This is a genomic window from Stutzerimonas stutzeri (genome assembly GCF_024448695.1).
GTDB lineage: Bacteria > Pseudomonadota > Gammaproteobacteria > Pseudomonadales > Pseudomonadaceae > Stutzerimonas > Stutzerimonas stutzeri_T.
Window position 1 is genome coordinate 79,104 of sequence record NZ_JAMOHY010000002.1, and the last position, 21,376, is coordinate 100,479.

Genomic DNA, 21,376 nt, shown 5'->3' on the forward strand with positions numbered 1-21,376 from the left:
TGTATGCGACGCAGAGGTCAGCGCCGGACCATGAAGACTGCAGGCCGCTTCTCCTTTAGCCTGCAGCTTCTGGCACTTTTACCTATTTGGTACTTTTGTCCTCAACCTTCCACTTGCCGCCGTCGAAGAATGCCTTCCAGCCCGTCGGTTTGCCGTTTACCTCGGTCTGCACATACTGCTCCTTGGTCTTTCGACTGAAGCGGATGACCGCAGGGCGACCTTCCGGGTCCTTCTTCGGCGCATCCAGCAGGAAGTGGTATTTGGGATCGATCTCTTCCTTGTGCGGGATCAGTTCCAGCACCAGCGGCGCGCGGGTTTCGCGATTCTTAGGAAACTGGCTCGCGGCCAGGAACAACCCCGAGGCACCGTCGCGCAGCACGTAGGTGTCGTCAACCTTCTCGCACTTGAGCTCGGGCATCTTCACCGCATCCATCTTCGGCGGCGCCGCCTCGCCACTCTTGAGCAGCTTGCGGGTGTTCTTGCACTCGGCATTGGTGCAGCCGAAGAACTTGCCGAAACGGCCTGTCTTGAGCTGCATTTCGCTGCCGCACTTGTCGCATTCCAGGCTCGGCCCTTCGTAGCCCTTGATGCGGTACTGACCTTCTTCGATCTCGTAGCCGGTGCAGTCGGGGTTGTTGCCGCAGATATGCAGTTTGTGCGTCTCGTCCAGTAGGTAGGCGTCCATTGCCGTGCTGCAGATCGAGCAACGCCGCTTGCCAAGCAATACCAGCGATTCGGACTCGCCTTCGTCATCGGCGGCGATCTCGTCGCCGGGAATCAGGTTGACTGTGGACTTGCAACGCTCTTTCGGCGGCAGGCTGTAGCCGGAGCAGCCAAGGAACACGCCGGTGGAGGCCGTGCGGATCATCATGGGCCGGCCACAGGTTTTGCAGGGAATATCGGTCAGGGTCGGCTGATTGGCACGCATGCCATTTTCACCTGACTCGGCGATTTCGAGTTTTTTCTTGAAGTCACCGTAGAACTCGTCCAGCACGTGCTTCCACTCGCGCTCACCCTGTGCGACGTCATCGAGGTGCTCTTCCATGCCGGCGGTGAAGCCGTAGTCCATCAGGTTGTTGAAGCTCTCGGACAGACGCTCGGTGACGATGTCGCCCATCTTTTCGGAGTAGAAACGGCGGTTGTGCAAAGACACGTAGCCGCGATCCTGAATGGTGGAAATGATCGCCGCATAGGTGGACGGGCGGCCAATACCGCGCTTTTCCATTTCCTTGACCAGACTCGCTTCAGAAAAGCGCGCTGGCGGCTTGGTGAAGTGCTGGCTTGGATCGAGCTTGAGCAATGCCATGGCATCACCCTTGTTCATGTCAGGTAGCACATCGTCCTCGCCGCTCTTGCTCTGCTGCGGCATGACCTTGGTGTAACCGTCGAACTTGAGGATGCGGCCCTTGGCACGCAGCTCGAAGTTGCCTGCCGCCACCGTGACACTGGTAGACAGGTACTGTGCCGGCGGCATCTGGCAGGCGACAAACTGGCGCCAGATCAGGTCATAGAGACGCTCAGCATCGCGCTCCATCCCTGCAAGCTGTGTCGGGCGCAGATTGACGTCGGACGGGCGGATGGCTTCGTGCGCTTCCTGCGCGCCTTCCTTGCTGGAGTAGGCGTTGGGCTTCTCCGGCAGGTACTTGTCGCCGAACTCGTCCTGGATGAAACCGCGCACCATTTCGACGGCATCGGCCGAGAGGTTGGTGGAGTCGGTACGCATGTAGGTGATGTAGCCGGCCTCATACAGACGCTGCGCCATCATCATGGTCTTCTTCACGCCAAAGCCGAGGCGATTGCTCGCCGCCTGCTGCAGGGTCGAAGTGATAAAAGGCGCGGACGGCTTGCTGCTGGTCGGCTTGTCTTCGCGCTTGCTGACGCTGTAGCTCGCACCCTGCAATTGCTCCAGCGCAGCCATGGCATGGCTTTCGTTCAGCGGCTTGAACGCCTGACCATTTTCCCGTGCAACCTCGAAGCGAACCTTGGCCTTGTCAGCCGTGGCCAGGTCGGCGTGAACTTCCCAGTATTCTTCCGGAACGAAGGCACGGATTTCCCGCTCGCGCTCGACTACCAGCTTCACCGCCACTGATTGAACGCGCCCAGCCGAGAGGCCACGGGCAATCTTCGACCACAGCAGCGGCGAAACCATGTAGCCCACCACGCGGTCGAGGAAACGCCGCGCCTGCTGCGCGTTGACGCGGTTGATGTCCAGCTCGCCCGGCTTGGAGAAGGCTTCCTGAATCGCCTTCTTGGTGATTTCGTTGAACACCACGCGCTTGAAGCGGCTGTCATCACCGCCGATGGACTCGCGCAAGTGCCAAGCAATGGCCTCCCCCTCTCTATCCAAGTCGGTCGCGAGATAGATGGTGTCGGCTTCCTTGGCCAGGCGACGCAATTCCTCGATCACCTTCTCCTTGCCCGGCAGGATCTCGTACTTGGCCTTCCAGCCGTGTTCCGGATCGACACCCATGCGGGTGAAGAGCTGGCGCTTGGCCTTCTCCTTGGGCGACAACGCAGGCGCTTCGGCAGCTGCGGCCTTGCCACGCTTGACCGGCTCGCGGGAGGCAGAACCGCTGGTGGGAAGGTCGCGGATGTGGCCGATACTCGATTTCACCACGTACTGGTTGCCCAGGTACTTGTTGATTGTCTTGGCCTTGGCCGGTGATTCCACGATGACCAGCGATTTACCCATGGAGAGGAGAGTTCCTGAATCGAGAGGTGAACTGAGAAGATTTGCTCCGCAGTGTCGAAATTTCGCACTGTCGGAAAGAAGCGACGCAGCGTTTTTCAAGCGCCACACAGAGCATTCCATGCCCCGAAGATATTCATCATCCGCTGGCAGCCTGGCTGTCCAGCGAGTCTTGCATCAAGCCAATTCGGGCAGCATCGCCTTCGCTCTACCCCGAAAGCACCGCTATATATAGTGGCGAGCGAGCCGAGGTCAAGCGCAAGGGGCACACCCACCGGCAAGTTCAGCCGCCAAAAAGGCTGGATTCTTCTTCGATCAGCGCGAAGCGAGGTAGTGTCTCGCCATCGACTTCGACTGCTTCGGTGAACATCGAAAGCGGTCGGACCCAAAGCCCGAAGTCCCCATACAGCGCCTGATAGAACACCATGAACTCTTCCGTTTCCGAATGCTGGGCCACTGCGAATACCCGGTACTCGGGGCCCTTGTAATGTCGGTAACGCCCTGGGGTGATCTGCATCTCGCTGCCTCTGAAAAAACATGTAGCCCTGCAAATAAAAACCGGGGCACAAGGCCCCGGTTCTTCCTTGCTCGAACAGCTTAGACGCGCTCGAACACGGTGGTGATACCCTGGCCCAACCCGATACACATCGTGGAAACGCCAAGCGTACCGCCCTTCTGCTTCATGACGTTCAGGAGAGTGCCGGAGATACGTGCCCCGGAGCAACCAAACGGATGGCCCAGCGCGATAGCGCCTCCGTGCAGATTGACCTTCTCGTCCATCTTGTCGAGCAGTTTGAGGTCCTTGAGCACCGGCAGCGCCTGTGCCGCGAAGGCCTCGTTCAGTTCGACGTGGCTGATGTCGTCCATGGTCAGGCCGGCGCGTTTAAGCGCTTTCTGCGTGGCCGGTACTGGACCATAGCCCATGATCGCCGGATCGACACCCGCCAACGCCATGGAACGGATTACTGCCAGCGGCTCAATGCCAAGATCCTTGGCCCGCTGCGCGCTCATCACGATCATGCAGGACGCGCCATCGGTGATCTGCGAGGACGTACCCGCAGTCACGGTGCCGCCCTTGGGGTTGAAGGCAGGCTTGAGGTTGGCCAGGCTTTCCAGCGTGGTTTCCGGACGAATGGTTTCGTCGTAGTCGAAAACCTTGAGGAAGCCGTTCTCGTCATGACCCTGCATCGGGATGATCTCATCCTTGAACAGGCCTTCGACGGTGGCCTGATGCGCCAGGCGGTGCGAACGCTCACCGAAGGCATCCTGCTGTTCGCGGGTGATGCCATGCATCTTGCCGAGCATTTCGGCGGTCAGGCCCATCATCCCGGACGCCTTGGCGGCGTACAGCGACAACTGCGGGTTCGGGTCGACGCCATGCATCATGCTGACGTGACCCATGTGCTCGACACCCCCGATGACGAATACATCACCGTTGCCGGTCATGATCGCCTGGGCAGCAGTATGCAGTGCGCTCATGGACGAGCCGCACAGACGGCTGACAGTCTGCGCCGCGCTGGTATGCGGGATGCGGGTCAGCAGCGAAGCCATGCGGGCAATGTTCCAGCCCTGTTCCAGGGTCTGGTTGACGCAGCCCCAGATCACATCTTCGACTTCAGCCGGATTGATCTTCGGGTTGCGCGCGAGCACACCATCGATCAGTTGCGCGGACATGGTCTCAGCGCGGGTGTTGCGGTGCATGCCGCCCTTGGAACGACCCATCGGGGTACGGCCGAAGTCGACAATGACGACGTCTCTCGGATTAAGGCTCATTATCTCTATTCCTCGATTAACCGTAGAAGCGCTGGCCGCTGGCAGCCATCTCACGCAGCTTCGCAGTCGGGTGGTACAGCGGACCCAGGTCGGCATACTTGTCGGCCAGTGCCACAAACTCGGCGACACCGATCGAATCGATGTAGCGCAGTGCACCACCGCGGAAGGGTGGGAAACCGATACCGTAGATCAAGCCCATGTCGGCTTCGGCGGCAGTTTCGACAATGTTGTCTTCCAGGCAGCGAACGGTTTCCAGGCACAGCGGGATCATCATAAAGTTGATGATGTCCTCGTCGGTGACTTCGCGCTGCTCGTAGACGATCGGCGCCAGTACTGCCTTGACACTCTCGTCGACCACCTTGGCCGGCTTGCCGCGCTTGTCGGTCTCGTAGCTGTAGAAGCCCTTGCCGTTCTTCTGACCCAGACGATCAGCCTCGTACAGCGCGTCGACGGCAGTACGACGCTCGTCCTTCATGCGATCAGGATAACCTTCGGCCATCACGTCACGACCATGGTGGCCGGTGTCCATACCGACCACATCCATCAGATAGGCCGGACCCATAGGCCAGCCGAACTTCTCCATCACCTTGTCGATGCGCACGAAATCAACGCCAGCACTGACCAGGCGAGCGAAGCCGCCGAAGTACGGGAACAGCACACGGTTGACCAGGAAGCCAGGGCAGTCGTTAACCACGACAGGGCTCTTGCCCATCTTCTTGGCGTAGGCGACAGTGGTGGCGATGGCGGTTTCGCTGGTCTTCTCGCCACGGATCACTTCCACCAGCGGCATCATGTGCACCGGGTTGAAGAAGTGCATGCCGCAGAAGTTTTCCGGACGCTTGAGCGCCTGGGCCAGCAGGCTGATGGAGATGGTGGACGTGTTGGAGGCGATGATCGCATCGTCCTTCACCAGTCCTTCCACTTCAGCCAGTACTGCCTGTTTGATCTTCGGATTCTCGACCACGGCTTCGACAACGATATCGACGTTGCCAAAATCGCCGTAGGACGTGGTGGGACGGATGGCGTTGAGCGCCTCGGCCATCTTCTCCGGGGTCAGACGACCCTTCTCCACACGTTTGCCAAGCAGCTTGGAGGCCTCGTTCAGGCCCATCTGGATGCCTTCCTCGCGGATATCCTTCATCAGGATCGGCGTGCCTTTGACAGCCGACTGATAGGCGATACCGCCACCCATGATGCCGGCGCCGAGCACGGCAGCCAGTTTCACGTCACGGGCCTGCTTGTCATAGGCCTTGGCCTTCTTCTTCAGTTCCTGGTCGCTGAGGAACAAACCGACCAGGCTTTCAGCGACCGAGGTCTTGGCCAGCTTGACGAAACCGGCAGCCTCGACCTCGATGGCCTTGTCACGCCCAAAGTTGGCGGCTTTCTGAATGGTCTTGATCGCCTCGACCGGCGCCGGGTAGTTCGGTCCTGCCTGGCCGGCCACGAAGGCCTTGGAGGTCTCGAACGACATCATCTGCTCGATGGCGTTGAGCTTGAGCTTCTCCAGTTTCGGCTGGCGCTTGGCCTTGTAGTCCAACTCGCCGGAAATGGCGCGCTTGACCAGATCCAATGCCGCTTCCTGCAGTTTCTCAGGTGCGACTACAGCATCGACGGCATGTACTTTCAGCGCGTCTTCGGCGCGGTTCTCCTTGCCGGAAGCAATCCACTCAACGGCATTGTCGACACCGATCAGGCGTGGCAGGCGAACGGTGCCGCCGAAGCCCGGGTAGATGCCCAGCTTGACTTCCGGCAGGCCGACCTTGGCAGCAGTGGACATGACGCGATAATCAGCCGCCAGGCACATTTCGAAACCGCCACCCAGGGCGATACCGTTGATGGCGACCACGGTAGGCACGCCCAGGTCTTCGAAATCGCTGAAGATCTTGTTGGCTTCGAGATTGCCGGCGACCAGCTCCTCGTCCGGAAGCTTGAAGTTGCCGACGAACTCGGTGATATCGGCACCGACGATGAATACGTCCTTGCCGCTGGTGACGATGACGCCCTTGACCGAAGCGTCGGCCTTGATGGCGTCGACGGCCTGGCGCAGGTCGCTGAGGGTGAGGCGATTGAACTTGTTGACGGACTCACCCTTGAGGTCGAAATTCAATTCGACGATGCCACTTTCAAGAGCCTTAACCGTGATGGCTTTACCTTCGTAAATCATCAACTGATCTCCAGGTATGGAAGCTGAACGTTACGTGTCGCACGTCGTCGGTCTTCATGACCGTCATCGAATCCGATGAACCGACACCCACCGACACGATAATCAGGGTAGACGGCATTTGCATGGCAAACGCTCGATTCATACGCCCGTTTGATTGGGTGGACACACCTTCATGGAAAAGCGACATCTTGTCAATCACAGGCTGCAGTGTGAGTGCCCGGACCAACCTGCCTGTTTATCTGGAATCTCTGGTTGCACGCTCAGCAAATCACATGCAGGGCTTCATCGCGAAGCCTTGCTACGCAAACAACCGCCAAACTCAAGCACCCCCGCTGAACCCCGGCGCTCTCCTACCCTCACAATTGCACAAGCGCCTTGTACACTGCGCAGCCCGAATCATTTCCGCCGGCTCAACAGCCACCGTCTCGCCAGGAGTTGCCCATGCCCACACCCATTGCCCGCGCCGATCATGGCCAGGATCCGTACAAGTGGCTGGAGAACCGCGACGCACCGGAGGTACTCGATTACCTGAAGGCGGAAAACGCTTACCTGGAAGAGCAGTTGCTCGACCAGGCCGAGCTGCGCGACGTGCTGTTCCAGGAAATCAGGGGCCGCATCCGCGAAACCGACTTGTCACTGCCCTCCCCTTGGGGGCCGTGGCTTTATTATCAGCGCACCACCGCAGGCGACGAGTACCCCCGCCACTACCGCTGCCCGCGTCCTGCCGACGGCTCGTTCAGCGTAGACGAAACTGCCGAACAACTGCTGCTCGACCCCAACGCGCTGGCCGGCGGAGGCTTTCTGTCGCTGGGCGCCTTCAGTATCAGTCAGGATCACCGCAAGCTGGCCTACAGCCTCGACACCCAGGGTGATGAAATCTACCGACTGTTCGTCAAGGACCTGGCCAGCGGCGAAGTCACCGCCCTGCCCTTCGACAATTGCGACGGCAGCATGGTCTGGGCCAACGACAACCAGACGCTGTTCTTTGGCGAGCTAGACGACACCCACAGGCCACACAAAATTCATCGTCACCGTTTGGGCGACGAAGGCTGCCGCGAGGTCTACCACGACCCTGATGGCCGTTACTTCGTGCATTGCTACCGCGCCAGCTCCGAGCGTCAGCTGGTGATCCTGTCCAACAGCAAGACCACCAGCGAAGCCTGGGTGCTGCCAGCCGACGAACCCGAAGGCCGCTGGAGATGCCTCGCCCCGCGCGAGGAAAATCACGAGTACTACCCCGACCACGGCCTGCAGGATGGCCAGTGGTGCTGGTTCGTGCGCAGCAACCAGGCCGGTATCAACTTCGCCCTGTACCTGGCAGCGGAAAACACTCCACAGCGTGAAAGCTGGAAGGAGCTGATCGCGCACCGAGGCGACGTGATGCTTGAAGACATCAGCCTGAACGCCAGCGCACTTACCCTCAGCCTGCGTGAGGCTGGTCTGCCCGTCATCGAAGTACGACCACAGGGCGGCGTTCCCTATCGACTGCAACTGCCAGACGCCGCCTACAGCCTGCATGTGCAAAACACCCTGGAGTTCGAGGGCGCGGTGATTCGCCTGCGCTACGAAGCGCTCAACCGCCCCGCGCAGATTCGTCAGCTGCAACTTGCCGATGGCGAGCAAAAGGTCCTGAAGGAAACCCCGGTGGAAGGTCCCTTCGACGCTGATGCCTACGAAAGCAGGCGCATCTGGGCCAGCGCAGCGGACGGCACCCAGATACCGATCAGCCTGGTAGGCCGACGCGAGAATTTCGGCAAAGCCGCGCCGCTCTACCTTTACGGCTACGGCGCCTACGGCCACAGTCTCGACCCCTGGTTCTCCCACGCGCGACTATCACTGCTTGAGCGTGGATTCATCTTCGCCATCGCACACGTGCGCGGCGGTGGCGACCTGGGCGAAGCCTGGTATCGCGCCGGCAAACTGGAACACAAGACCAACACCTTCAACGACTTTATTGCCTGCGCGCAAAAGTTGATCGCCGACGGCTATACCTCGCCAGCGCAACTGGCGATCAGTGGCGGAAGTGCCGGTGGCCTGTTGATCGGTGCGGTACTGAACATGCGCCCGGAGTTGTTCGGCGCCGCCATCGCCGAGGTGCCTTTCGTCGATGTGCTGAACACCATGCTTGATGAAGACCTGCCGTTGACGGTCACCGAGTACGATGAGTGGGGCAACCCCAATGAGCCGGATGTGTACGCCCGGATCAAGGCCTATGCGCCCTACGAGAACATCCAGGCGCAGGCCTATCCGGCAATCCTGGCTGTCGCCGGCTATAACGACAGCCGGGTCCAGTACTGGGAAGCGGCAAAATGGGTCGCCAGGCTTCGCGCCAGCAAGACCGATGATCACCTGCTGCTGCTAAAGACTGAGTTCGGCGCTGGCCATGGGGGCATGAGTGGCCGCTATCAGGCGCTCAAGGATGCTGCGCTGGAATACGCTTTCGTACTGAAGGTGTTCGGCCTCGCAAAGGCCTGAGGTACACATCCGACCTGCGGCTGGAACGCTCCAGAGCTGCGACAGTCATCCATTCAGACCATCCAGCTGGAGCGAGCATCATGAAAAGAAACTCTTCGCAGACGACCCCCAACGTGCATGGCTGGGAGCGTGCAGCTTCCATTGCAGGCGGGCTTTATTTCATGGGCAAGGGCCTTGGCCGCGGCGGCCTGGGTGGAATCGTGCAACTGGCCATGGGCGGCATGGCGCTGGCGCGGGGCATCAGCGGCCATTGCGAGGCCAAGCGGGTGCTCTGTGAGCTGAACGAACATACGACAATGGCCGAAGGCAGCTCGTGCAGCATGCCACTCCATCGCGAGCCCGACGAGCAGCAGCTCAAAACCAACGCCCAGGCTGCAACGGGCACGGCGACTGTGACCGGTAACGACTCGCTGAACAATCCGCCAGCAGGCGTTTGAGGGATATTGCACGACGGCTGCGCCATCAGGGCAGCCGCCGCTGAATCGTCAATCAGTGATTGTGGCCACAATCAGGGCCGTGCACGTGCTCTTCGTCGCCCGCTTCCATCGGCTCCATTTCCAGCTCAAGGCTGACCAGGTTGGTCGCCAGCGGGCGAAGCAGCAGATTGGCGTATTCGGTGTCGCCATCCTCGACGTCGACGCCAATCATCAGTTGATTGTTGCCGACCTGCTGTATCCACACTTCGCGCCCCTGCCACATCACGGCGAAACGCGTGCAGGAAGTCTCCAGCTGGGTGCCATCCACGTCTTCAAGGATCAGTTGCAGGCTATCGCTCATATCGGTTCTCTCTGTCTGGGAAATGCGGGCCGGCACAACCGCCCCGCGAAGGAAAAATCAGGCCTGGGTCAGCTTCGCCAGGGCACGCTCGAAACGCGCCAGCCCTTCGGCGATATCCGCTTCTTCGATCACCAGGCTTGGCGCCAGACGAATCACATCGGGACCTGCCTGCAGCAGCATCAGCGCCTCCTGCTCGGCAGCGTCGAAGATCTCTCGCGCGCGACCCTTCCAAGCCTCATTGAGTACGCAGCCGATCAGCAGCCCCATCCCGCGAACCTGACTGAATACGCCGTAGCGCGCTCCCAGCTCCAGCAGGCCGGCTTTCAACCGCTCATGCCGATCTCGAACGCCCTGCAGCACTTCAGGCGTATTGACGATATCGACTACTGCCTCCGCCACCGCGCAAGCCAGCGGATTGCCGCCGAATGTGGTGCCATGGGTACCGAGGCTGAAATGCTGGGCAACCTTGTCGGTCGCGAGCATCAGCCCGATCGGGAAGCCGCCGCCGAGGCTCTTGGCATTGGTCAGAATGTCCGGCAACACACCGTAATGCATATAGGCGAAAAGCTTGCCAGTACGGCCCATGCCGGTCTGCACCTCGTCGAAGATCAGCAAGGCGTCGTGTTCATCGCACAATTTGCGCGCGCCTTCCAGATAAGCCTGCTCAGCCGGCAACACACCGCTTTCGCCCTGGATCGGCTCCAGCACCACGGCGCAGGTCTTATCGGAGATGGCAGCCTTCAGCGCCTCAAGATCGTTGTAGGGGACATGCTTGATGCCTTCGATCTTCGGACCGAAGCCATCGGAATACTTCGGCTGACCACCGACCGTGACGGTGAACAGGGTGCGGCCATGGAAGCTGTTGACCGCCGAAATGATCTCGTACTTCTCAGGGCCAAAGGTGTCGTGAGCATAACGACGCGCCAGCTTGAATGCCGCCTCGTTGGCCTCGGCGCCCGAGTTGCAGAAAAACGCGCGGTCGGCAAAGGTTGCCTCCACCAGCTTTTTCGCCAGACGCAGCGCCGGCTCGTTGGTGAAGATATTGGAGATATGCCACAGCTTGCCGGCCTGCTCGGTGAGCGCCTGCACCAGCGCAGGGTGGGCGTGCCCGAGCACGTTCACGGCGATGCCGCCGGTGAGGTCGATCAGTTCTCGTCCGCTCTGATCCCATACTCGCGAACCCTGGCCACGCACCGGAATGAAGGCGGCTGGAGCGAAAGTGGGGACAATGACCTGGTCGAAATCGGAACGTTCTACCGGGGTGTGCGGGGCGGACATCAGGACTCTCCTGCGATGCATCACGAATGGGAAATGAAACGCCCCACAGTGGCGGGGCGTTTCGATCGCAGTTTAAACGCAGGAATGGCCGGAATGAGCGTCGACCGGAAAATTCTCTTCCAGCTCAGCCGAAATGCTGCTGGTCCAGCGCAATGGCCTGGTCCAGGGTTTCCAGCAGGGCCTTGCGCACCTTGCGCTTGGTGTTCTTGTGCGCAGTCATGTTGATCTTCTGCAGCTGCGCGGCTGTCGCCCGCGCCGCCGACATCAATTCCTCTGGGGCAACCACCTTATCGAGGAAGCCTGCATCCAGCGCGCCCTGCGGGTCGAACATCTCACCGTTAATCACCGAGCGATGGAACGCCGACTTGCGCAGGCGATCACGCGCCAGCTCGATGCCGGCGTGGTGCATGGTCATGCCGATCAGCACTTCGTTTAGACCAATGTTGAATGCGCCTTCGACACCGATGCGGTAATCAGCCGACAGCAGCAGGAAGGCACCCTTGGCGATGGCGTGGCCTGGGCAGGCCACGATGATCGGGAATGGATGCGCGAGCATCCGGCGTGACAGCGTGGAGCCCGTGGCCACCAGCGCCATGGCGTTCTCGGGGCTGGAGGTCATCACTTTGAGGTCGTAACCGCCGGATAGAATGCCTGGCTGCCCCGTGAGGATCACCACGGCACGATCCTGCTCGGCACGATCCAGAGCCGTGTTAAGCGCCTCGAAAACCGCCGGAGACAGCGCATTGACCTTGCCGTTGTTCAGCGTCAGCGTGGCGATGCCGCCTTCAAGTTGGTAGGCAACCAGATCGCTCATGAGTCGATTCCTTGCTATAGAAGTGGGCCGACGTTACCCAGCACACCCGGTCACGTAAAGCGCCGTGACTGACTGGCAAGTCACAGATGTGCTGAGCACTTTCACCCAAACGGCGCTGAAAAATACGCTCCTGCTTCCGCCACCGCCGCACCAATAACCACTTAAGCGCATGAAAAACCAAAAAACTTTTGCCAACTGGAAAGTGTTCCGCTACATTAGCGCGCCTCGACGGACAGCACGCCCGTCGAGATCCGGTGAGGTGTCCGAGCGGTTGAAGGAGCACGCCTGGAAAGTGTGTATACGAGAAATCGTATCGTGGGTTCGAATCCCACCCTCACCGCCACTTTCGAAACTTAAAGCCCTGAAAACATTGAAGTTTTCGGGGATTTTTGTTTTCCCTTTTTTAAAGTGTCGAAGAACTGTCGAAAAGCGGGTTTAGCCGTAAAGCATCCTGCAGATGATCCGGCGACAGGTGCGAATAGCGCATGGTCATAGCCAGCGAGGAATGCCCAAGGATTTTCTGCAAGGTCAGGATGTTCCCGCCACGTATCACGAAGTGACTCGCGAAGATGTGTCGCAACACGTGTGTAGCTTGCCCAGGTGGCAACCTGATGGACGTAGTTTCGAGAACCCGGCTAAAAGTCATCATGCAGTTACTGAAAAGCCCATGCCGCCGATAATGCGCGTGCAGCTCCTTTTCCAAATCCGGGCAAATCGGGATCGTCCGGATTTTCCGGGACTTTGTATTAGCGAAGGTCACCGCACCATTGCGTACCCTTTCAGGCGACAACGCTTGAGCCTCACCCCATCGACCCCCAGTCGCCAGACAGACACGCGCCACCAGACCGATACCCGGCGTAGTCGTACGCGCATCAAGCGCATCGAGCAGTTCGGCAATCTGAGGCTGAGATAAGAAACAAATCGGTCGCTCCTGCAAACGCAACGGGCGCACATTGGCCAGCGGATTCGGATAGTCGATATCACCCAGGCGATGCAGCTCATTGAAAACCGCTTTCAGGTAGCCAAGGCGATTATTTAGCGACTTGCCATGAACGCCAGCTTCAAGCTGGACGCGCCGGATCTCACAGAACTGGTTACTGGTGAACTTAGTAGCCACCGGATCGCCAAGATCAGCAGCGAGACGAGCCAGGACAGCTTTTAAACGCTTGCTATCTGCCAAGAGCGGGTTTGACCATTTCGCGCCCGGACCAGCAGACAGCGCAAGCGCAATCCGATGCGGGGGGCATGCGTTGATAGTTCGGCTTCTGCATAGGTCGCCCCCCTGGCCTTCCATTTACGACGCGGATCATACGGAGCGCTCCTGTTCATTGGTGCTGGGCAACCTGGGCGAAGGACGACTCCAGGCGGATGACGATTTCGGCGTTCAGGGAGCGCCGTGCAGCCCAGGCGGACCGCTCGTCCTGGGCGCGGAGTGCAGCATACGCAGCTTGAATTGCTGGTCTGTGCGGCTCATTGGTTCACCCCGGAAAACGCACCAGGCGGGTATTGCCCAGCTTCACGCTCTCGACGGCGCCGGTCCTGACCCAGTTCGCAACCGTTTCCACGGGCACACCGGCCAGAGCGGCGAAGGCGACTTGCGTATAGATAGGAGGATTCATGCGGTCCACTCCTGCTCCAGCAGCCAGCTACGCAGCAGCGCACTGTTAATCATGCGGCGCTTACCGAGCTTTACGATGGGGATTACGCCCCGGTAGACCCAGGCGCGGGCCGTGTCGAAGGACAGGCCGTTTCACTCAGCCCGGGGCTCGACGGCTTCCACGTCCTGCTGTGGGGCGATCAGCTTTGAAGGCTCTAGCTCTTCCAGTTCCATGCTCGTTCCGTCACTATTCGTGGCAATTTATGCATTAATTTATTGACGAATAATTCGTCACTGAGCGAAATGCTACAGACGAATATTTCGTCAGTGCTTTTTAGAGCATTTGGGAATGATAGAAGAGCGTTTAAGAACGCTTGTCCGGTACATCGGCCCGGCACGCCTCGCCCAAGCTTCGGCGATCAAGAATCGGCGGCGGTGGCAAACAGTGGCCACAGACTTGAAGGTGAAGACCCGTATTGAGGATATGGAGGAGTTGCTGAAGGCATTTCCTCAGTACGAGCTTTGGCTATGGAAAGGAGAAACCGACTCCGCACGCGGACAACTCTCTCCTGATTCTGAAAAAAGCAAAGCAAAGCAAAGCCAACAGAAATAGAACATTAAACCCAACAGCATCCCACTTTTTCATACAAGGACGTTTTCTGATGAGTAAAAGAGTATTCATAAGCTACTCACATAAGGACGAGGCTCATCGCGAGGACTTAGAAGAACATCTCACGATGCTAAAGCGTGAGGGAATCATTGAGGTTTGGCACGACCGAAAGATCACAGCCGGTAGCGAGTGGAAGAACGCTATCGACGAAAATCTAGACTCTGCTCAAATAACAATTTTTCTAATTAGCCCTAGTTTCTTGGCCTCCGACTATTGCCATGACATCGAACTCAAGCGAGCGCTAGAACGGCACGAATCTGGACTAACAAAAATAATCTCAATCATCGTACGCGCTTGCAACTGGCAGAGCGCAGGCTTCTCCAAGTTTCAAGCACTCCCAAAAGATGCCAAGCCAGTTACGCTTTGGACAGATCGGGACTCTGCCTGGCTTGATGCGGTGCTTGGCTTAAAAAATAATATTTTGGAAACGATAGAAGAAGAAAAAAAAAGCCTTAAGCTTATTAGCTCAGAAAATGAAGCCAATACAGTAGTATCGCCAAAACAAGCAGCATGGCTAGATGACACAGAAATTGTTTTAACACACAGAAAAGTAGACAAAGTAAAGCTTGGCGACATCTATGTTTACCCAGATATAGAACTGGAATCAGAAAATCGGAAAAAGATAGAAATTGAGATAGTGGACTCTGAAAAACACTTAAAAAAAACCGGCCACTTTCTAGTTTTAGCTGAAGAGCAATCTGGCAAGACATCTTTGCTAAAGCGATTGTTTTCCACCCTTGCGTTAGAAGGAAAACTACCCGTTTACCTAGACTGTGAAAGTATCAATAAATCCGACCTTGAAAAGGTACTTGAAAAACAGCTATCCGAGCAATATATCAACTTAACGCTCGATCAGTTTCTAACCTTTCCGGAGAAGGTCATACTACTCGACAATTTAGATCGAATAGGACTTAACAACAAACATAGAAATATTTTTATAAGCCTGGCTTCTGAGAAATTTGATTACATCATTTCCACATGCCACTCCGCCTTTAACTATATCTCCTCCGAAATTCCTGCACTGTCTTCATTTGAAAGCTGCGAGCTATTGGGACTAGGAAACTTTAAACGAGAAGAAATAATAAAAAAGTGGATCAGTCTAGGTATTGAAGAGTCTATAGACGAATCCGCTCTCTACTCGAAGTGTGATGACTTAAAAGCTCAACTTAATAGCATTATCAAAAAAAATATCGTCCCACCTAAGCCGATATACGTACTGATGATAATGCAAATGTTTGAAGCTTATGCTCAGCAAAACATTGAGCTTACCTCTTACGGCCACTGCTACCAGCAATTAATTTATCAGTCCTTAGAAAAAGCCAAGATAAACGGTAAGGACTACGAAAAATACCTTAACGTGCTCACCGAGCTAGCCTGGTGTATTTTTGTTAACGGGGGAAATCTAAACTCATTGGAAATTGATACTTTCTTTGATGATTACGGAAAGCTCTATCTTTCGGTCAACAAAGAAGAAATCTTAAGGAAGCTAATTTCACATTCAATTTTGACCGAAAAGCAAGGCAAGATCGGCTTTAAGTACCCTTACATATATTATTTCTTTGCGGGCAAAAAGTTTGCCGAAGGCTATACCGAAATTGAACTAGTCCAAAATAAATTGGAAAGCTTGTTGGCCGACCTGCACAGGGAAGACTATGCAAACATTCTTATCTTTATAACCCACCACACCAAAGACCCCTGGGTACTTAAAAAAATAAAGTCGGTACTCTCAGAACTATTTAAAGACCATAGCAAAGCAACTCTAACAAAAGAACAACTGAGCTTTATGGACGATTTCATGAAGCTTATTCCAGACCTGGTTCTTGAGCAACGAGAAATCCAGCAAGAGCGAGACGACCAGAATCGAGCGCTGGATAAGATTGAGCGCTGCGAAAACGAGGAAGGCATTGAAAACCCTCCAGACATATTAGCCAATATAAATAAATCATTCAAAGGAATGGAGATCGCCGGCCAAATCATCAGGAACAGGCATGCAACAATGACAAGAACAGCGCTATATGACTTGGCGTCAAGCGGAACAGCAACTGGGCTTCGCTTCCTAGATTACTTCATTAAAATATCTGACAGCTCTAAGAACGAGATTATAAAATTTATTGGACAAGTGCTCGCTCAGCACCCAGATTTAACAAACAGACAAGTTCAGGAGCACGCAGAGGCAACCTACCTCCACCTAACCTACGGAGTAATCAATGGCGTAATTCGCAAAATTGCTTACTCTATAGGTTCAAAAGAGGCCCAGGAAGTTTACAAAGCACTTGAGGATGCTGAAGACACGCCCGCGTACACCCTTATAAATCAAGCTGTAGAACTACAATTTAAGCGAGTCCTTAATATATCATCAATCGAGAAGACGACTGAGCGCTTAAAAAACAGTCCTGTATGCTTAAGAATACTCAAGGAAATGATCATTCAACACATCTATATGTTCCCAGTAGAATACAAACAAAAACAGCAGCTTTCTGAATTATTAGATATTTCAGTGCAAGGCCAACGCTTTATGGACAGGAAAAAGCTTGGCAAAGGATAGGATAGAACTTCATATATAAAATGTAAGACCAAAAGCGAATTTTTAACGCTTTCAATGCAAGGATGCATCTATGAGATCAGATTGGGATGATGCACCGGAGTATCTACGCAACAGAAAGAAACAGAGCCCCTGGCAGTTCCTGGCGATCCTGGGTATCGGTTCAGCGGTGCTTTCGGCACTTGCATTTACGTTCGGCAAGCCGGCCGTACTGGACGTAAAGCAGATCAAGCAAGGCATTCATGTCGGCGGCAAGCCTTGGTTTAACCAAGAGCCAGAACAGCCCATGCAGCCGGTTAGCCAGCCAGCCGTTGCAAGCTACGAAGCCCCAGCAGCAGAGCCAGCACCCGCGCACCAGCGACAATTGAGCCAGGAAGAAATCGAATGGTTCGAAGAAGGCACCGCGCGAGCGATACAGCAGCGGCAAACATCATTCAACGATAACAACTACACGCCCCACCCCGTCACCAACACGATGCAGCCGCCCCCAACCCGCTACTACGCAGCCAACTCCACCAACAGCACGCAAAAGCGCTCCGTTTCCCGACAGACTCACGTCAGCAACTGGAGCTGGGAGAACGGCCACAACAAACAGCGCATCAGAGGTCAGCTTGAGTGGACAGTGGCAAATGGCCAGATCGACTACAACAGCGTGTGCCAAAACTACAAACGCGGCTCGCTGATCTACCGCGACTGCCGTAAAGGGGCAAAGGTCGCTTTTAAACAAATATGCAATCGTTACCAACCGGCATGTGCAGCAGAAAATAACTTCATGCCATAACCACGGTATCGTCAGTCGCTAGAGCTTTGTTAAAGACATTTAGGAAATTCGATGGATGTTTTAGGCTGGATTTTTGTTATCGGAATCGTTTTCTTCTTACTCAGCATCGGTAAGAGCAAATCCAAGAACAAGCGCTACAAAAGGACTACACTCAGGGTTTGGGGAGAGCCGGCACAAAAGCAAGAGCCAACCGTTGGTTCACGCCCCACCCACCAGCCCGCCCCACAACAGCTAAAGCAGGCTTCACAGCCTAATCGGAAAATCGCTTCTGACGGATTCCGGTATGACCCCGACGGCGAATGGCCGTTTCAGAAACGGAAGTTGATAACCGCAACTGAGACAGTCCTGTTCGAGCGACTGCGGCAAGCATTACCGAATCACTACATCTTCACCCAAGTGCAGCTATCGCAACTGGTAGCAATAAAGAAGGGCCATAGCTTCAAAATGTGGTTTTCCCGCATCAGCCAGATGAGCGTTGATTTCGTGATCGCGGATGAGTTTTTAAATACGGTTGCCGCAGTCGAGCTGGACGACAAATCACACTATTCAGATGAGGACCGGCATAAAGCCGATGCAAAGAAAGACAAAGTTCTAACGGCTGCTGGCATTCGTGTTATTCGCTGGCGTTGCGAGATCATGCCATCAGCTGAGCAGATCGCCCTGGCGTTCCCCGAGTGCAAAACAGCGCTGCAGCCTTCGCAACAAGCAGAGCGGGAGCCAAGCGCCACGATGGTGGAGGCGATAGCCGAACTGGACAGCGCAGTAAGCCAGCGCACCGAGAGCATCGCGCACATTCTGCCGCAAACGCCAAGCGAGCCACACCAACGGGCTACCTAGCGCATCGATTGCCAAAATAAACCTAATAGGTTATTTTCTTTCCATGGAAAAGCGCAGACCTCACTTCAAGCTGCCATTGGTGAAACAGGCTATTGTCGAGCAGCGTTATCGCTTCACCCGCGTAGCACTGGAAGGCGGTTCGGAGCTGGGACTAGACGAGGCCGGTATGCTGGCCGTTATCAATGCCCTGAGCAGTCGCGACTTTTTCAAGAGCATGACCACCTATGCGGATCATACGGCCTGGCAGGATGTTTACCGGCCCTTCACTGAAGCTGGGCAGGTCTACCTGAAGTTCACGCTGGTGGCCGATCTGCTGATTGTTTCCTTCAAGGAGAAGTGACCATGAAATGTCCGGTTTGTGGCCAGGCTGAACTGGTCCATGACACCCGTAACCTGCCCTTTACCTACAAGGGCCAGACCACCGAGATTGCCGACGTAACGGCAGACTGGTGCGATGCCTGCGGCGAGTGCCTGACAGGCCCTGGCGAAAGCGACCGCGTAATGAAGGCAATGACCGAGTTCCGCCAGCAGGTGAATGCCCAGGGCGGTAGCCAGGAGCTGATTCGCACCGTTCGCAAGCAGTTGCATTTAAGCCAGCGCGAAGCGGCTGAGCTGTTCGGTGGCGGACCCAATGCTTTCTCCCGTTACGAGCGGGGCAGCACGGAAGCACCACAGCCTTTAGTGCAACTGTTCAAAATCCTGGGGCGCCATCCCGAGCTGATCAAGGAATTGCGGACCAACTAGGTGTCGAAATCATTGTGACGAACTGAGACGAAACGAGCCGCCATGCTGGCTGGAAAGCGCGTGAGCGGTATTTCGATGGAACGAAACCCTGAAAAATTGGGTTCGAATCCCACCCTCACCGCCACTTTCAAAACTTAAAGCCCTGAACCCGAACGGTTTCAGGGCTTTTTCGTTTTCGCGTCAGTCCGGCTTACACTCCTTCCGCTACCTCCCACGCTATTCAGGCCGCTGCGGCGTTACCCTCTATTGTTCCGTTTCCACCCGCTGCCCATCGAACAGCTGCGGCGCAATGGCAGCAGCATTAGCAAGCTTCGCGGCAAGACAGCTATCCAGCGCCTCACAGGTCGACAGCGTGGCCTGTTGGTCACTTCCCGCGCGCTGGTCTGCAATTTGCTTGTTTTCATGACAGGTAAGTCAGAGCGTTATGCAAGTCTCTGCAACTTTTAGCGGAGCACGAGAGTGCTGACGGAAAATCACCGTGTAATAACAATAAAAAGGGCGCCAGCATGTTCAAGCAGAAGAAGTTCAAACAGGCGACGCTGATCCTGATTGCCATTACCATCATTCTGATCCTGCCAAACCTGAACCGTCTGGTCGGTTGAACGCCACGCACGAAGCCATCCGAGAAAACCCCATGTATCGATTACTCGCTCTGCTCATGACATTCACCGGCGCCAGCCTGGCCGGCGAGATTGATCGGTCGGCAGCTCTTTCCGCCTTGCAGAACCCCGAAACCATTCTGATCGATGTGCGCACGGCGCCGGAGTACGCACAGGGCGCCCTCCCCAGGTCCCAACGGATAGAAACCGGAAATCTTGCCGAACGCATTGCCAGTGTTGCGCCCGACAAGGATGCCACCATCGTCCTCTACTGCCGCAGCGGTCGGCGCTCGTCAGCCGCCCAGGAGCTGCTGCAGCAACTGGGCTACTCTCAGGTCATCAACGCGGGTGGCTATGACCAATTGCGCGAGCTCGTTCCCTCTCACTGAGGCCGCCCTGTCGTGGGCATCCACATGCCTCCCCCACCTTCCTGCCCCTCAACATGGAACTAATACGTGGCAATGGCTACTGAAAAAGTAGCCATTGCCTGGCGCTTGGCCGCGTCTGTCGTAGGAGTTGAATGATGAACTGGGATGCGATCCTGAACGAAATACTATGGATCAACATTGCCATCGTCGCTGGCGCCACTCTTGTCAGCTACCTGGTGCTGCAAACCGCTCTCAAGATCGTCACCAATCGTCTACGCAAACTGAGCAAGGGATCGCCAAGCGGCTTTACCGGCATGTTCGCGGAAATGCTCAGCCGCACCAGTCAGTTGCTGCTCATTGCCATGGCCTTGCTGATCGGCCTGAAGTTTGCGGAGCTGCCTGACCGCTGGGAATCGACGATGTCCCATGGCTGGTTCATCGCGCTGGCGTTCCAGATTGCGCTCTGGCTCGATACCGCCGTCCATTTGTGGATGGACAGCCTGACACGCGATGGCAAGGCGCGTAATCCGGTTACGACGACCATCATCGGCATCATGCTGCGTATCGTCGTCTGGACCATGATGCTGCTGTCCATCCTCGCCAACCTGGGCGTGGACATCACCGCGATGGTGGCAAGCCTGGGCGTCGGCGGCATCGCCATCGCGCTGGCGGTGCAGACGCTGCTCAGCGACGTTTTCGCCTCGCTTTCCATCGGTATCGACAAACCGTTCGAGATCGGCGACTTCGTGGTCTTTGGTGACATCGCCGGCAACATCGAACATATCGGTCTGAAAACCACACGCATCCGCAGCCTGAGCGGCGAGCAGGTGGTGTGCGCCAACGCCGACCTGCTGGCGCAGACGATTCACAACTACAAGCGCATGAATACCCGGCGGATCGTCTTCAAATTCGGCATCAGCTACAAGACACCGGCCAGCAAGCTGCGCGAGGTCAGCCAGCTGGCGCGCCGCATCATCGAAGACATCAAACTGGCCAAATTCGATCGGGCGCATTTTCTGGCGTTCGATAACAGCCAACTGACCTATGAGGTCGTCTACATCATGCAGACCGCCGACTACAACGCCTACATGGACGTGCAGGAAGAGATCAATCTGCGCCTGCTCGAAGGCATTCACGAACTGGAGGTGGATTTCGCCCATCCCATACGGCAGGTGGAATTCATCGGCGGCAACCTGCCGGAAATGGTGGTCGTCCGCACACCAGAAGACGAACAACCGACGGCACAAGCGCCATCCCCGGCATCCTGA

General features: G+C 56.3%; 20 protein-coding genes, 1 tRNA gene and 1 pseudogene. 11 read left to right on the plus strand and 11 right to left on the minus strand.

Going from position 1 to position 21,376, the window contains the following annotated elements; translation table 11 throughout:
* Window positions 1-82: 82 nt before the first annotated feature.
* The 4 genes from topA to fadB form a co-directional block, all read right to left on the minus strand.
* Window positions 83-2,692 (minus strand): type I DNA topoisomerase, encoded by a 2,610-nt coding sequence (gene topA, locus NAV32_RS02525; RefSeq protein WP_256051233.1) that lies wholly within the window; start codon window positions 2,690-2,692, stop codon window positions 83-85.
* Window positions 2,693-2,972: 280 nt separating this feature from the next.
* Window positions 2,973-3,206, minus strand: a complete 234-nt coding sequence (locus NAV32_RS02530; RefSeq protein ID WP_256051234.1) for a DUF1653 domain-containing protein — start codon at window positions 3,204-3,206, stop codon at window positions 2,973-2,975.
* Between the two features lie 80 nt (window positions 3,207-3,286).
* Window positions 3,287-4,462, minus strand: a complete 1,176-nt coding sequence (gene fadA, locus NAV32_RS02535; RefSeq protein WP_256051235.1) for an acetyl-CoA C-acyltransferase FadA — start codon at window positions 4,460-4,462, stop codon at window positions 3,287-3,289.
* Between the two features lie 16 nt (window positions 4,463-4,478).
* Window positions 4,479-6,626 carry a fatty acid oxidation complex subunit alpha FadB gene (fadB, locus tag NAV32_RS02540; RefSeq protein ID WP_256051236.1) on the minus strand — a complete coding sequence of 716 codons (2,148 nt, stop codon included), beginning with the start codon at window positions 6,624-6,626 and terminating at the stop codon, window positions 4,479-4,481.
* Between the two features lie 441 nt (window positions 6,627-7,067).
* Here fadB and NAV32_RS02545 point away from each other — a divergent pair, with 441 nt between their 5' ends.
* Both NAV32_RS02545 and NAV32_RS02550 read left to right on the plus strand, forming a co-directional pair.
* Window positions 7,068-9,101, plus strand: coding sequence for a S9 family peptidase (locus NAV32_RS02545; protein WP_272890116.1), 2,034 nt, complete (start codon window positions 7,068-7,070; stop codon window positions 9,099-9,101).
* An 80-nt stretch (window positions 9,102-9,181) separates the two neighbouring features.
* The gene (locus NAV32_RS02550; RefSeq protein WP_256051238.1) at window positions 9,182-9,538 is read left to right on the plus strand and encodes a YgaP family membrane protein; all 357 of its coding nucleotides are present in this window, start codon (window positions 9,182-9,184) and stop codon (window positions 9,536-9,538) included.
* Window positions 9,539-9,590: 52 nt separating this feature from the next.
* Here NAV32_RS02550 and NAV32_RS02555 read toward each other — a convergent pair whose 3' ends face one another.
* The 3 genes from NAV32_RS02555 to NAV32_RS02565 form a co-directional block, all read right to left on the minus strand.
* Window positions 9,591-9,878, minus strand: coding sequence for a topoisomerase II (locus NAV32_RS02555; RefSeq protein ID WP_256051239.1), 288 nt, complete (start codon window positions 9,876-9,878; stop codon window positions 9,591-9,593).
* Window positions 9,879-9,935: 57 nt separating this feature from the next.
* Window positions 9,936-11,156, minus strand: a complete 1,221-nt coding sequence (locus tag NAV32_RS02560; protein ID WP_256051240.1) for an aspartate aminotransferase family protein — start codon at window positions 11,154-11,156, stop codon at window positions 9,936-9,938.
* Between the two features lie 124 nt (window positions 11,157-11,280).
* Window positions 11,281-11,970 (minus strand): crotonase/enoyl-CoA hydratase family protein, encoded by a 690-nt coding sequence (locus NAV32_RS02565; RefSeq protein WP_256051241.1) that lies wholly within the window; start codon window positions 11,968-11,970, stop codon window positions 11,281-11,283.
* A 253-nt stretch (window positions 11,971-12,223) separates the two neighbouring features.
* Here NAV32_RS02565 and NAV32_RS02570 point away from each other — a divergent pair.
* Window positions 12,224-12,313: transfer RNA gene (locus NAV32_RS02570), tRNA-Ser, on the plus strand.
* 60 nt (window positions 12,314-12,373) lie between these two features.
* On the opposite strand, the gene NAV32_RS02575 is transcribed toward NAV32_RS02570, so the two are convergent.
* The 4 genes and pseudogenes from NAV32_RS02575 to NAV32_RS02585 form a co-directional block, all read right to left on the minus strand.
* A complete protein-coding gene (locus NAV32_RS02575; RefSeq protein WP_256051242.1) occupies window positions 12,374-13,150 on the minus strand; it encodes a phage integrase in 777 nt (258 codons plus the stop codon).
* A complete protein-coding gene (pflM, locus tag NAV32_RS17675; protein WP_423836411.1) occupies window positions 13,140-13,280 on the minus strand; it encodes a lysogeny maintenance protein PflM in 141 nt (46 codons plus the stop codon). Before pflM ends, NAV32_RS02575 begins: the two co-directional genes overlap by 11 nt.
* A 168-nt stretch (window positions 13,281-13,448) precedes the next feature.
* Window positions 13,449-13,589 carry a helix-turn-helix domain-containing protein gene (locus NAV32_RS02580; protein ID WP_256051243.1) on the minus strand — a complete coding sequence of 47 codons (141 nt, stop codon included), beginning with the start codon at window positions 13,587-13,589 and terminating at the stop codon, window positions 13,449-13,451.
* Window positions 13,586-13,801, minus strand: a pseudogene (locus tag NAV32_RS02585) (DNA-binding protein). The gene NAV32_RS02580 and the pseudogene NAV32_RS02585 overlap by 4 nt, the downstream one beginning before the upstream one ends.
* 115 nt (window positions 13,802-13,916) lie before the next feature.
* Between NAV32_RS02585 and NAV32_RS02590 the strand changes: the two are divergent.
* The 8 genes from NAV32_RS02590 to NAV32_RS02625 all read left to right on the plus strand — a co-directional run bounded on the left by NAV32_RS02590 (window position 13,917) and on the right by NAV32_RS02625 (window position 21,376).
* Window positions 13,917-14,180 (plus strand): DNA-binding protein, encoded by a 264-nt coding sequence (locus NAV32_RS02590; protein WP_256051244.1) that lies wholly within the window; start codon window positions 13,917-13,919, stop codon window positions 14,178-14,180.
* Between the two features lie 49 nt (window positions 14,181-14,229).
* Entirely contained in the window at window positions 14,230-16,782 is a 2,553-nt protein-coding gene (locus NAV32_RS02595) for an NACHT domain-containing protein (protein ID WP_256051245.1), read from the plus strand.
* A 70-nt stretch (window positions 16,783-16,852) separates the two neighbouring features.
* Window positions 16,853-17,560, plus strand: coding sequence for a hypothetical protein (locus tag NAV32_RS02600; RefSeq protein ID WP_256051246.1), 708 nt, complete (start codon window positions 16,853-16,855; stop codon window positions 17,558-17,560).
* A 51-nt stretch (window positions 17,561-17,611) separates the two neighbouring features.
* A complete protein-coding gene (locus NAV32_RS02605) occupies window positions 17,612-18,397 on the plus strand; it encodes a DUF2726 domain-containing protein (protein ID WP_256051247.1) in 786 nt (261 codons plus the stop codon).
* 43 nt (window positions 18,398-18,440) lie between these two features.
* Window positions 18,441-18,737, plus strand: coding sequence for a type II toxin-antitoxin system MqsR family toxin (locus NAV32_RS02610; RefSeq protein WP_256051248.1), 297 nt, complete (start codon window positions 18,441-18,443; stop codon window positions 18,735-18,737).
* Window positions 18,738-18,739: 2 nt separating this feature from the next.
* The gene (locus NAV32_RS02615; protein ID WP_256051249.1) at window positions 18,740-19,141 is read left to right on the plus strand and encodes a type II TA system antitoxin MqsA family protein; all 402 of its coding nucleotides are present in this window, start codon (window positions 18,740-18,742) and stop codon (window positions 19,139-19,141) included.
* Between the two features lie 634 nt (window positions 19,142-19,775).
* A complete protein-coding gene (locus NAV32_RS02620) occupies window positions 19,776-20,129 on the plus strand; it encodes a rhodanese-like domain-containing protein (RefSeq protein ID WP_256051250.1) in 354 nt (117 codons plus the stop codon).
* A gap of 134 nt (window positions 20,130-20,263) precedes the next feature.
* Window positions 20,264-21,376: a mechanosensitive ion channel family protein gene (locus tag NAV32_RS02625; RefSeq protein ID WP_256051251.1), complete on the plus strand. Its 1,113-nt coding sequence runs from the start codon at window positions 20,264-20,266 to the stop codon at window positions 21,374-21,376.